Here is a 12,233-nt window from a genome sequence, read left to right on the forward strand (position 1 = left end):
CCCGCGCACCGCCGCCGAGCTCGTCGACGCCGGCCGCGAGCTCGGCCGTGCCGCCGGCGAGGTCGCCGGCGCCGTCGGCGAGCCGCGCGTTGCCGTCCGCGAGCGACCGCGCCCCGTCGGCGAGCTGCGTCGCGCCGTCGGCGGCCTGGCCGAGCTGGTCCTGCAGGGTCGAGAACCCGACGAGCACGTTCTCGAGGTACGTCGTGGTGAGCTGGTTGCCGAGCACCTGCGTGGCCGTGGCCGTCACGGCCCGCGCCACGACCTCGTCCACCGCGGTGGAGCGGTCGGGCGTCGTGACCTCGACGGTCGCCTGCCGCGGCGTGCCGTCGGGGGCGGCGAAGGACGTGGCGGCGGCGGAGAAGTCGGCGGGGATGGTGACCGCGGCGGCGTACCGGCCGTCGGCGAGGCCGGCGGTCGCGTCGTCCTCGTCGGTGACGACCCAGTCGTACGTCGCCGCGGCGCCCTCGCCCTCGGTGAGCGCACCGGCGAGCTGCCGGCCGAGCGGCGTGTACTGCCCGTCGAGCGTGACGGGCTCGTCCTCGTTGACCACGGCCGCCTGCACGCGGTCGAGCCGGTCGGCGGGGTCCCACGTGCCGGCGAGCAGCACGAGGGCGAGCGCGAGCGGGGCAGCGAGCGCGACGACGACGGCCGGTAGGCGGCGGACCCGGCGCGGGCCGGCGGTGGTGGGGGTGCTCATGGGTGTCTTCCTCCTCGCCGGTCAGGCGCGGGCGGCCGCGACGTCCTGCGGCGCGACGGTGGTCACGGGGGTGCGGGTGGGCAGGAGGTCGTCCGGGCCGAGCGGCCCGACGGCGCCGACGACCAGCGCGGCCACGCCGCCGTCCAGGGCGCGGCGCAGGAGCCCGGCGACGCGGGCACGGTCCGCCGCGTCGGTGACGACGTCGGTGCGGTCGACGACGAGCACGCGCGGCCGCTCGGCGCCGGCGGCGGCGAGGCCGTCGACGCCGTCGGTGCGCAGGTCGACGTACCCGGCGCGGCGGCGCACGGCCGCGGCACGCACGGGCAGCACGAGCCCGTCGACCTTGAGGTCGCCGGCGAGCGGCTCGAGGCGGCCGGCGAGCGTGAGCAGGAGGGCGGTGACGCGCGCCGGCTCCTCGGCGCGCACGACCAGCACGCCGCCCGTGCGCACGGCCAGGTCGACCTCGTCGGTGCCGTCGGCGACGGCGGGCCGCAGGTGCCGCGCGGCGAGCACGACGTCGTCGTCCCCGGGCCACGACGCCAGCGCGAGCTCGCGGTGCAGCGCCTCGCCCTCGACGTCGAACGACGGCAGCGCGCGGTCGAGCCACCGCGGCATCCACCACGCCCTGTCGCCGAGCAGCTGCATGACGGCCGGCACGAGGGTCATGCGGACGACGAACGCGTCGACCGCGACGCCGACGGCCAGGCCGAGCGCGATGGGCTTGATGTTGATGTCGCCCTCGGGGACGAACGCGAAGAAGACGGCGACCATGATGACCGCGGCCGCGGTGACCACCTTCGCGGAGCCGAGGAACCCGGTGGCGATCGACTCCCGCGCCCGGCCGGAGTGCACGTAGTCCTCGCGCATGCGGGACACGAGGAACACCTCGTAGTCCATCGCGAGGCCGAACAGCACGCCCATGAGGACGATCGGCATGAACGAGATGACGGGCCCGAGCCGGGACACGTGCAGCGCGTCCGCGAGCACGCCGTGCTCGAAGACGCTCGTCACGACGCCGAACGCCGCCGCCACGGACAGCAGGTACCCGAGCGTCGCCTTGACCGGCACGGCGACGGACCGGAACACCATCGTCAGCAGCACGAGCGACAGCCCGACCACGAACACCGCGAACGGCAGCAGCGCGGCGCCGAGCTTGGCGGAGACGTCGATGCCGACGGCGGTGAAGCCCGTGACGGACAGGTCGAACCCGTGCTCGGCGAGGATCTCGTCGTGCATGCCGCGGATGGCGTGGACGAGCTCGGCGGTCGCCTCGTCGGTCGGCCCGGTCTCGGGGACGACCTGCACGATGCCGGTGTCGATGGACGCGTTGGGCGTGGCGAGCGGCACGTCGGCGACGCCGGGCAGCGCACGCAGCTCGTCGGCGACGTCCTCCATGAGACCGACCGGGTCGTCGCTGGTGACGATGCTGCCGGTGACGACGAGCGGCCCGTTGGCGCCGGCGCCGAAGTGCTCGGAGATGCGGTCGTAGGTGACGCGCGTCGACGACGACTCCGGCTGGACGCCCGCGTCGGGCAGCGCGAGCCGCAGGTCGAGCGCCGGCAGCGCGAGCGCGACGAGGCCGCCGACGGTGAGCGCCACCGTCACCCACGGGCGCGCGGTCGCGACGCGGACCCAGCCGGCGAAGAAGCGGTTGTGGTGCGCGGGGAGGTCGGGGGCGTCGCCGGCCCGACCGCGCGTGCGGCCCCGGCGGCGGGGCTTCGGGCGCAGCCGCTCGCCGGCCGCGCCGAGCAGCGCGGGGACGAGCGTGACGGAGACGAGCACGGCGATGCCGACGGCGCCGGCGCCGGCGACGCCCATCGTGGTGAGGAAGGGGATGCCCGCGACGCTCAGGCCCACGAGCGCGATCATCACGGTCAGCCCCGCGAAGATGACGGCCGAGCCGGCGGTGGCGGTGGCGCGGGCGGCGGACTCCTCGACGTCGAGGCCGGCGCCGAGCTGCTCGCGGTGCCGGGACACGATGAACAGCGCGTAGTCGATGCCGACCGCGAGACCGAGCATGAGCGAGAGCAGCGGCGTGGTGGACGTGATGGGCGTGACGGCGGTCGCGAGGAGGACGAGCACGGTCGACAGCCCGACGCCCAGCAGCGCGTTGACGAGCGGCATGCCGGCCGCCGTGAACGAGCCGAGCGTGAACAGCAGGACGACGAACGCGACGAGCACGCCGAGCGCCTCGGTGATCGTCAGGCCGGGGAACTCCTGCGCGTAGAGCTGCCCGCCGATGGTCGCCTCGTAGCCGTCGGGGAGTGCCGCGTCGAGGTCGGCCGCGAGCGTGCGCAGCTCCTCCTTGACGTCGTCGCCGACCGCCGTGCCGCCGCCGTCGAGCTGGACCGTCAGGAGGGCGGCCTCGCCGTCGTCGCTGACCTGCCCGCCGCCGGGGGTCTCCGTGTCGAACGGGTCCGTCACCGCGCGCACGCCGTCGACGTCGGCGAAGGCGTCGGCCGCGTCGGTCACGGCGGCGGCGACCTCGTCCGTGGCGACGTCCGCGCCGTCGGGTGCGACGACGAGCACCTGCGCCGACGTGCCGCCGGCCTCCGGGAAGGTCGCGGCGAGCCGGTCGAGCGCCTGCTGCGACTCGGTGCCGGGGATCGACACGTCGTTGTCGAGCTGCGTCATGAACAGGCCGGCGGCGGCGCCGAGCAGCGCGAGCAGCGTCAGCCACGCGGCGATGACGGCGCGGCGGCGGCGGAACGCGGACCGGCCGAGCCGGTACAGCGCAGAGGACACGGCTCCTCCTGGGAGGCGGGTGCGGGGAGGACGGCGACGTCCGGGTCCGGGCGGCCGATACGCGACTGTATCCGATACAGGGGTGCATGCGATACAGGTGTGTATCGGTACGCGGTAGCCTGGGCCGTGGGATCCTCGTGCGCGACAGGAGGTGCGGCGATGAGCGAGCAGGACCTGGCCGTCCGGACGGGCGACGGCCTCGACGCGGCCGTCGACGGGCCCGACGCGCCGCTGTCCCCGCGCCGCCGCCGCACGCGCGAGCGCCTGCTCGACGCCGCCTTCGCGCTCTTCGCCGAGGACGGCGTCGACGCCACCTCCATCGAGGCCGTGTGCGAGCGCGCCGGCTTCACCCGCGGCGCCTTCTACTCCAACTTCGCGAGCAAGCACGAGCTGCTGCTCGCGCTCGCGGGCCGCGAGCAGTCGCGGCACCTCGCCGAGCTGCGCGAGGCCATCGCCGCCGCCACCGCCGACGGGCTGCCGGGCGCCGACCTCGACGTCGCGGACGTCGGCCGGTTCGCGGGCGCGCTGCTCGAGCGCATGTCCGACGACCGCCGGTGGCGCGTCGTCAGCGCCGAGCTGCGGCTGCTCGCGCTGCGCCAGCCCGCCGTCGCGGGCGACTACCTCGGGCTCGAGGAGCAGATGGTCACGGAGTGCGCCGCCGAGGTGGAGCGCCTCGCGGCGCGCGTCGGGCGCCGCTTCGTCGTCGACGCGCGCCAGGTGCTGCTGCTGGTGGCGGAGGGGTACCACGCCGACATCCGGACCGCGGAGCTCTCGGGCGGCGCGGTCCGCGCGCAGGACCTCGCGGCGGCGTGGCTGCCGACCGTGGTGGAGCGGCTGACCGTCCCGGCGGACGCCCCCGCCTGACGCGTCCGGCCTCCCCGGACGCGCCGAACGGGACGCCGCTCCCCGTCCGGGTGGGCCCGGAGGGGTGCGGCATCCCGTTCGACGGCGCCCGCGCGGGCGGGCGGAGGGTCAGGCGGTGCGGGTCAGGCGGTGCGGGCCGTGCCCGCCAGGGCGGTCCACGACTCGGGAGCCAGCGTGAGCGTCGTCGTGCCCGTGGCGGACGCCGTGACGGGGGCCGCGTCGAGCGTCGTCACGTGCTCGGCCTCGACCTCGGCCGCGTGCTCGGGGCCGTGCACGGCGGGCTCGTGGTCGGCCGTGACCTGCAGGCCGCCGCCGAGCTCGAGCGCGACGCCGGGGTGGCGCAGCTCGACCTCGACCGGCTCGGCGGTGCGGTTGACGAGGAACACGGCGACGCGGCCGTCGTCCTCGGCGCCGTCCCACGTCGCCGCCGCCGTCACGGCCGGCACGTCGCCGTGCCGGGCGGTCGTGATCGTCGGGGCGTCGACCCGCACGTCCAGGGCGTCGCCGTGGGCCAGACGCGCGGTGGTCGCGAACGGGTGGAACGTCGGCTGCTTCCACGCCGGGCCGCCGGGCTCGGTCATGATCGGCGCGATCACGTTGACGAGCTGCGCCAGCGCGGCGACGGGCACGCGGTCGGCGTGGTTCAGCAGCGTCACCATGAGGTCGCCGACCACGACGGCGTCGAGGCCCGAGTAGACGTCCTCGATGATGCGCGGGGCGTCCTTCTGCAGCGGCAGGTTCTGCTCGCCGGGGAAGCGCGTCTCGAGGTACCAGACGTTCCACTCGTCGAACGAGATGGTGATGCGCTTGTCGGAGCGGCGCCGTGCGCCCACCGCGTCGGCGGAGGCGACGACGCGGTCGATGAACCGGTCCATCGCGGTGCCCGAGCCGAGGAACGACGCGCGGTCGCCGCCGACCTCCTCGTAGTAGGCGTGCATCGAGATGTGGTCGACCAGGTCGTACGTGTACGACAGGACCGTCTGCTCCCACTCGCCGAACGTGTCCATCTGCATGGACGACGAGCCGCAGACCACGAGCTCGATGGAGGGGTCGACGAGCTTCATCGCCTTGCCGGCCTCGGCGGCGAGCTTGCCGTACTCGTGCGCGTCCTTGTGGCCGATCTGCCACGGGCCGTCCATCTCGTTGCCGAGGCACCAGAGCGTCACGCCGTAGGGCTTCTCGCGGCCGTTCGCGATGCGCAGGTCGGCCCAGCGGGAGCCGGCCTCGCCGTTGCAGTACTCCACGAGCGCGGCGGCGGCCGCGACGCCGCGCGTGCCGAGGTTGACGGCCATCATCGGCTCGACGCCCTCGCGCTCGGCCCACTGCAGGAACTCGTCGGTGCCGATGGTGTTCGGCTCGATCGTGCGCCACGCGAGGTCGATGAACGGCTTGCGGTCCTCCACGGGACCGACCGCGTCCTCCCACACGTAGTTGGAGACGAAGTTGCCGCCGGGGTAGCGCACGACGCTCACGCCGAGCTCGCGGGTGAGGTCGGCGACGTCGCGGCGGAAGCCGTGCTCGTCCGCGGTCTCGTGCCCCGGCTCGTAGATGCCGGTGTAGACCGCACGGCCCAGGTGCTCGACGAACGAGCCGAACAGGCGGCGGTCGATCGTGCCGGTGCGGAAGGCGGGGTGCAGCAGGACGCTCGCGCGCTGGGTCATGGGTCTCCGATCGGGCGACGCCGCGCGCACGCGGCGTGTACAACGTTGTAGTGCATCCAGGATACGCATGCCCGACGGGTGCGCCCGGCCCGCCTCGCGGCCGGCCCTGCGGGTGGTCCTCGGCGTCGGCTAGTGTGGTGCGCGTTACGGAACGCGCTTTCCCGACCGTCGTCACACGTGCCGCCGCCGGGTCAGCGGCCGCCATCGCCGACGTCGTCGAAGGACCCCCGTGAACGAGGCCGACCAGAACCCCACCGCACCCCGCCCCGCGTCGAGCCGGGCGACCGACGGCGACCCCGCCGTCGTCCCCGCGTTCGCACCGCCGCCGCCCGGGCGCCGCCGCCTGCGGTACGCCGTCGTCGGCACCGGGCACCGCGCCGGCATGTACGTCGCCGCGCTCACCGGCGACCACGCCGACGTGGGCGAGCTCGTCGCGTGGTGCGACACCAACCCCGGCCGCACGGACTACTACGACGCGCAGGTCGGCGAGGCCTTCGGGCTCGGCGGGCCCGCGGGCCTGCCGCGGTACGGCGCCCAGGACGTGGAGCGCATGGTCGACGAGCAGCGCGTCGACGTCGTCGTCGTCACGACGCCCGACCACGCGCACGCCGGCGTCGTCGCCCGCGCGCTCGACGCCGGCGCCGACGTGGTCGTCGAGAAGCCGCTGACGACCACGGTCGAGGGCTGCCGCACCGTCGTGCGGGCCGTTGCGCGCACCGGTCGCGACGTCGTCATGACCTTCAACTACCGCTACGCGCCGCGGAACTCGTCCCTGCGCGACGTCGTCGCGTCCGGCGAGATCGGCCGCGTGACGAGCGTGCACTTCGAGTGGGCGCTCGACACCGTGCACGGCGCCGACTACTTCCGCCGCTGGCACCGCGACAAGGCGAACAGCGGCGGTCTCCTCGTGCACAAGTCGAGCCACCACTTCGACCTCGTCAACTGGTGGCTGCACGACGTCCCGGCACGCGTGTACGCGTCCGGCGGCCTGCGCTTCTACGGCGACGCGAACGCCGCCGCGCGCGGCATGGGGCCGCGGCCCGAGCGCGGCACGGGCGCGACCGGCGACCCGTGGTCGCTCGACCTCACGCACGACCCGCGCCTGAAGGCCCTGTACCTGGACGCCGAGCACCACGACGGCTACCGCCGCGACCAGGACGTCTTCGCGCCCGGCATCACGATCGAGGACAACATGGCGGTCGTCGTCGACTACCGCGGCGGTGCCACGCTGACGTACTCGCTCAACGCGCACAGCCCCTGGGAGGGGTACCGCGTCACCGTCAACGGCACCGAGGGACGCGCGGAGCTCGAGGTCGTCGAGCGGGGGGCCGTGATCCTCGGCGACGACGGCCGTGCGGTGCTCGACCCGTCCGCGACCCCCGAGGGCGTCGCCGCGCAGGGGACCCGGCCCGAGGGCGAGCGCCTGCTCGTGCAGCGGCACTGGGAGGCCGCGCGCGAGTGGCGCATCCCGCAGGGCATCGGCGGGCACGGCGGCGGCGACGCGATCCTGCTCATGGACGTCTTCCGCCGCGACCTGCGCCTCGCACCCGATCCGCTGGGCCGCGCCGCCGGGTACCGCGACGGCCTGCGCGCCGTCGCCGTCGGCATCGCCGCCAACCGGTCGATGGTCACGGGGCAGCCCGTGCTCGTCGACGACCTCGGCCTCGGCGACCTCGACCCCGCGGCGGACGGCGACAGCGTGGAGCTGCCCGTGACGCCGCCCGGCGGGCTGCCGGCCCCCGACCTCGCCGGACCCGCCGTCCCCACCGGAGCCGCCCGATGACCGCGACCCGCCTGCCCCGCCTCGACCCGCAGCCCGCCACGCGCGCGCTGCACGACGTCGGCCGCGCGGTCGACGTCGTGCACGACGGCACCACGCTCGCCCGGTACGTCTACGTGCCCGACGACGTGCAGCTCGAGTCGCCGCGCCCGTACGTGCACCCGCTGCGCACGCGCGCCGGCGACGTGGTCAGCGAGTTCCGACCGCACGACCACGTGTGGCACAAGGGCGTCGCGTGGTCGCTGCCCGTGGTGGGCGACGAGAACTTCTGGGGCGGGCCGACGTTCGTCTCGCTCGAGGCGTCCGAGCACGGCTACGTGCAGCTCGACAACGACGGGTCGATGGACCACCAGGCGCTCACCCGGCTCGACGTGTCCACCGGTCCCGTCGGCGACCGCGTCGACGTCGCGCACACGCTCGCCTGGCACACGCAGGCCGGCGAGCACGTCGTCGACGAGGAGCGGGCGCTGTCCGTCGTCGTCCCGGCCGACCACGACGACGCGTGGGTGCTGCTGTTCGACACGACGATGACGAACGTGTCCGACCGGGCGATGCCCATCGGGTCGCCCACCACGCGCGGCCGCGAGAACGCCGGCTACGGCGGGCTGTTCTGGCGCGGGCCGCGCTCCTTCACGGGCGGCACGCTGCTCGCGCCCGACGTCGCCGGCGGTGAGGAGGTCCGCGGGCAGCGCGCGCCGTGGATGGGGTTCACGGGACGTCAGGACGGCACGGGCAACGCCGCGACGGTCGTCATGGTCGACGCCGGCGACAACCCCGTGCACCCGCCGCAGTGGTTCGCGCGGCGCGACATGTTCGCGTGCCTGTGCCCCGCGCCGTTCTTCAGCGAGGAGGTCCCGTTCGACGCCGGGGCGTCGCTGCGGTTCCGCTATGCGGTGGTCGTGGCCGACGGAACGGGTGATCCTGCGCGGGGCGCCGCCCTCGCGGGCCTCGGAGCAGGCATCCTGGACGCATGACCACCCTGCCCGGCGGCGTCTCCGTGAGCCGTCTGCGGGTGTACGACTGGGCGTCCCCCGACGGTGTCGGGCTCGCCGGGAGCGGCACCCCCCACATGCACCTGGCCTCCGCGGAGGCCTACGTCGTCCTGTCCGGCACCGGGGCGGTGCACACCCTCGGGCCCGACGGCTTCGCGGAGCACCGCCTCGCACCGGGCGTGGTCGTCCAGATGCGCCCCGGCGTGATCCACCGGGCCGTCAACGACGGCGACCTCGAGGTGCTCGTCGTCATGTCGAACGCGGGCCTGCCCGAGGCCGGCGACGCCGTCATGACGTTCCCCGCCGCGGTGCTCGCCGACGGCGCGACGTACCGCGAGGCCGCGACCCTGCCGACCGGCGGCACCCGCGGCACCGTGACCGACGCGGACGTCGCCGCGGCCGCCCGCGCGCGCCGCGACCTCGCCCTCGAGGGGTACGCCGCCCTGCTCGCCGCCGCCGAGCGGCAGGGGCCGCGCGCCGCGCTGCTGCCGTTCTACGAGGCCGCCGTGCGGCTCGTGCGCCCGCAGGTGCCGCGCTGGCAGGACCTGTGGGGCCGCACCGCGTTCGCCGACACCGACGGCACCGCCCGCGTGCTCGAGGGGCTCATGCGCGGCGTGGCGCCGCACCTGCAGCTCGCACGCGCCGAGCGGATCGAGGCCGCGCCCGCGCCGCGGCGGTACGGCATGTGCGGGCGTCTGCAGACGTGGGACCTCGGCGCGTAAGGGCACGCGAGCGGACGTTCTCGGCCGGTGCGGGCCGGCCGCGGGTCCGTGCGCCCCGGCGTCCCACGAAGCTCGAGCTGCGGCGCGAGGAGGCGGCGCTGCGCTCGCGCGCGCGGACGTGGGGCGCGGTGCTCGTGCTCCCCGTCGCGCTCACCGTCATGGCGGCGGGGATCGCGCGGTCGGACGGCGCGGACACCGCGCTGGCCCGGGACCTGCAGGCCGACGGCGTCCGCGTCACCGTCACCGAGGTCCAGGTGCACGACGCGTGCACGGGCCGCGGGTGCTTCGGCCACGACGAGGTACGGGTCCGGCTCGACGGCGCGCTGCGCACCCTGCGCGGCATCGAGGCGTCGTTCGGCGACGTGCCCGAGGACAGTGGGTGACGCCGCCCGCCGGGACGCGGTACGCCCCACCGCTCGAGATCGTGCACGACCGCGGCGACCCGGGTGTCGTCATGGCGGTGGCGGACGCGGAGGACTACGCGGACGGCGAGCTCGCGCGGGACGGCGTCCTGGTGCTCGCCGCCCTCGCCGCCGTGACCGTCGTGCTGCTGGGGTGCTTCACGTGGCGCGTCGCGCTGCCGTACCTGCTGGGGTGGCGGATCACCTGACGGCGCGCGTCCCGGGGGGCCGCACGCTCAGAGGCCGCCCGCCGACGCCAGCACGCGGCTGCGGTCGGCGGTGAGGGACGCGAGGGTCTCGCGCTCGTCGAGCCCGTGCGTGCGCAGGTCGGCGCGGCCGTTGACCGCGAGCTGGCGGCGGAACGCGAGCGTCGTGGCGCGCTGCTGGAAGCTGCGCATGGCGTCCGCGGCGACGGGCCCGCCGGTGCGGCCCGCCCAGTCGACGGCCGCCCGGCGCAGGCGCAGCGACGACAGCATCTGCACCTCGTGCGGCGCGAACCAGCCGGCGCCGGCGTACTCGGTGAGCCGGTGCTGCACGACCTGGCGCTCCTTGCCGCGCAGCCACAGCGCGATGGCGACGACACCGAGGAACACCGGCACCTGCACCAGCACGTAGATGCTCAGGTACGAGCCGCCGGCGAGCACGGACGTGAGGTTCCACGCGGCGTGCGCGAGCATCGCGCCGAGCAGGCCGATGGGGAGCAGCCACCACACGGAGCCGCGGCTGCGCGAGCGGGCGGCGAGGCCGAGCGCCGCGCCCGTGCACGCCGTGAACAGCAGGTGCGCGAACGGCGTCGCGAGGCCGCGCAGCACGAACGTCTCGGCGAGGGCGTCGCCGGCACGGCCGAAGTAGAGGATGTTCTCGGTGAACGCGAAGCCCGCGGCGACCATCCCGGCGTAGACGATGCCGTCGACGACGCCGTCGAAGTAGCGGCGCCGCGCGAGGAACAGCGCGAGCACGCCCGCACCCTTGGCGGTCTCCTCGACGATCGGCGCGGACACCACCGCCGCCACCATGACGCCCGCGTCCATGCTGCCGGTGGCGTTCGCGACCGTCCACGCGGCGAGGTCGTTGACCACGGCCGAGACGAGCACGGCGACGCCCGCACCCCACAGCAGCGCGAACACGAGCGCCCCGCGCGGCTCCGGCTCCCACCGGTCGAGCCAGCGCACGCCCCAGAGGACGACCGCCAGCGGCACCAGCGCCAGCAGCGTGCCCGTCAGGCCCGGGCCGACGCCCACCTGCAGCATGACGAACGCGATGCCGGCCAGCGCTGCCAGCCCGGCCAGCGCGAGACCGAGGGCGGCGACGACGGTCGCGGCACCGTTGCGCCCGCGTCCACCGGCCCACTGCGTGGGGACGGCGGCGGGCTGCAGGGACGTCGCCGTGCTCGGCGTACCGGGCCACCCGGTCGTGCCGGTGACTCCGTAGGGGCTCGTGGACACGCTCGGAACCCTAGCGGCGGCCCCGGACGCCCACCCGACGACCGTCCGACTCGACCCCGCCCACCCGGCACGCCGCCCACCGGCCCCACCCCCACCCCACCCCCACCCCCACCCCACCCCCACCCCCACCCCACCCCCACCCCCACCCCACCCCGACTGCGGTACATGCGTCACGAGTGCGGTGGTCGTACGCACCGCACTCGTGACGCATGTACCGCGCTCGCGGGTGGGGCGTCCGCGCGTGCACGACGGCCGGTCCGCGCGCACTCCACCGCGCCGCCACCGCCGACCGCGGTAGGTCGCACCGAGTGCGGGTGGTGCACCTGCCGCACTCGGTGGGAGGTGCCGCGGTCGGTGGGAGGTGCCGCGTTGGGTGGACGTGCCGCGGTCGGTGGGACGTGCCGGGCTGGGTGGGAGGTGCCGCGGTCGGGGGGACGTGCCGCGGTCGGTGGCGGTGGGTGGTCGGCGGAGGTCGCGCCCGGCGGCCGGTCAGGCGGCGTCGGCGTACGAGCCGACGACCGACAGGTCGAGCGCGAAGTCGACCGGGGCGTCGCCGAAGAGCAGGCGGCCGGCCTCGTCGGCGGACGCGCGCACGGCCGCGGCGACCTCGTCGGCCACTCCGGCGGGGCAGTGCACGACGACCTCGTCGTGCAGGAAGAAGACGAGGTGCGGCCGGCCCTCGATCGCGCGCAGGCGCCGCCGCAGGGACGCCATCCAGCACATCGCCCACTCGGCGGCGGTGCCCTGGACGACGAAGTTGCGCGTGAACCGGCCGCGGTCGCGGGCGCGGCGGCGGGTCTCGCGGACGTCGTCGGCCCCCGCGCCCTCGCCCGCCGCGGCGGCCCCCCCGGCCACGACGGGTGGCGCGACCACCGAGGGTGCCGGCGGCACGCTCAAGGTCCACCACCTGCGTCCGGCCCCCGGCG

General features: G+C 75.8%; 11 protein-coding genes. 6 read left to right on the forward strand and 5 right to left on the reverse strand.

What is annotated here, in order from left to right; translation table 11 throughout:
- Positions 1-697: YhgE/Pip domain-containing protein (locus tag AB6N23_RS14220; protein WP_412866669.1), on the reverse strand; the 697-nt coding region annotated here is incomplete at its 3' end.
- A gap of 21 nt (positions 698-718) precedes the next feature.
- On the reverse strand, positions 719-3,442 hold the full coding sequence (locus AB6N23_RS14225) for an MMPL family transporter (protein ID WP_412866670.1): 2,724 nt from the start codon (positions 3,440-3,442) through the stop codon (positions 719-721).
- Between the two features lie 159 nt (positions 3,443-3,601).
- Between AB6N23_RS14225 and AB6N23_RS14230 the strand changes: the two genes are divergently transcribed.
- Positions 3,602-4,306 carry a TetR/AcrR family transcriptional regulator gene (locus AB6N23_RS14230; RefSeq protein ID WP_412866671.1) on the forward strand — a complete coding sequence of 235 codons (705 nt, stop codon included), beginning with the start codon at positions 3,602-3,604 and terminating at the stop codon, positions 4,304-4,306.
- Positions 4,307-4,428: 122 nt separating this feature from the next.
- On the opposite strand, the gene arfA is transcribed toward AB6N23_RS14230, so the two are convergent.
- A complete protein-coding gene (gene arfA, locus AB6N23_RS14235) occupies positions 4,429-5,967 on the reverse strand; it encodes an arabinosylfuranosidase ArfA (RefSeq protein WP_412866672.1) in 1,539 nt (512 codons plus the stop codon).
- A gap of 229 nt (positions 5,968-6,196) precedes the next feature.
- Between arfA and AB6N23_RS14240 the strand changes: the two genes are divergently transcribed.
- From AB6N23_RS14240 to AB6N23_RS14260, 5 genes are read left to right on the forward strand one after another with little or no spacing between them, the layout of a single operon-like run.
- On the forward strand, positions 6,197-7,750 hold the full coding sequence (locus AB6N23_RS14240; protein ID WP_412866673.1) for a Gfo/Idh/MocA family protein: 1,554 nt from the start codon (positions 6,197-6,199) through the stop codon (positions 7,748-7,750).
- Positions 7,747-8,721, forward strand: coding sequence for a DUF6807 domain-containing protein (locus AB6N23_RS14245; RefSeq protein ID WP_412866674.1), 975 nt, complete (start codon positions 7,747-7,749; stop codon positions 8,719-8,721). Before AB6N23_RS14240 ends, AB6N23_RS14245 begins: the two co-directional genes overlap by 4 nt.
- Positions 8,718-9,461, forward strand: a complete 744-nt coding sequence (locus AB6N23_RS14250) for a cupin domain-containing protein (RefSeq protein ID WP_412866675.1) — start codon at positions 8,718-8,720, stop codon at positions 9,459-9,461. The genes AB6N23_RS14245 and AB6N23_RS14250 overlap by 4 nt, the downstream gene beginning before the upstream one ends.
- On the forward strand, positions 9,443-9,844 hold the full coding sequence (locus AB6N23_RS14255; RefSeq protein ID WP_412866676.1) for a hypothetical protein: 402 nt from the start codon (positions 9,443-9,445) through the stop codon (positions 9,842-9,844). Before AB6N23_RS14250 ends, AB6N23_RS14255 begins: the two co-directional genes overlap by 19 nt.
- Entirely contained in the window at positions 9,841-10,071 is a 231-nt protein-coding gene (locus AB6N23_RS14260; protein WP_412866677.1) for a hypothetical protein, read from the forward strand. Before AB6N23_RS14255 ends, AB6N23_RS14260 begins: the two co-directional genes overlap by 4 nt.
- Before the next feature lie 27 nt (positions 10,072-10,098).
- Here AB6N23_RS14260 and AB6N23_RS14265 read toward each other — a convergent pair whose 3' ends face one another.
- The gene (locus AB6N23_RS14265) at positions 10,099-11,307 is read right to left on the reverse strand and encodes a PrsW family intramembrane metalloprotease (protein WP_412866678.1); all 1,209 of its coding nucleotides are present in this window, start codon (positions 11,305-11,307) and stop codon (positions 10,099-10,101) included.
- A 489-nt stretch (positions 11,308-11,796) separates the two neighbouring features.
- On the reverse strand, positions 11,797-12,233 hold a 437-nt coding region (locus tag AB6N23_RS14270; RefSeq protein ID WP_412866679.1), incomplete at its 5' end, for a DNA polymerase.

This window comes from Cellulomonas pasadenensis (assembly GCF_047229365.1).
In the GTDB taxonomy this organism is placed as follows: Bacteria; Actinomycetota; Actinomycetes; order Actinomycetales; family Cellulomonadaceae; genus Cellulomonas.

Bases quoted from the DNA above. Each gene is read 5' to 3' on its own strand.
- AB6N23_RS14230 (WP_412866671.1), top strand. From the start codon at position 3,602: ATGAGCGAGCAGGACCTGGCCGTCCGGACGGGCGACGGCCTCGACGCG.
- arfA (WP_412866672.1), bottom strand. From the start codon at position 5,967: ATGACCCAGCGCGCGAGCGTCCTGCTGCACCCCGCCTTCCGCACCGGC.
- AB6N23_RS14245 (WP_412866674.1), top strand. From the start codon at position 7,747: ATGACCGCGACCCGCCTGCCCCGCCTCGACCCGCAGCCCGCCACGCGC.
- AB6N23_RS14250 (WP_412866675.1), top strand. From the start codon at position 8,718: ATGACCACCCTGCCCGGCGGCGTCTCCGTGAGCCGTCTGCGGGTGTAC.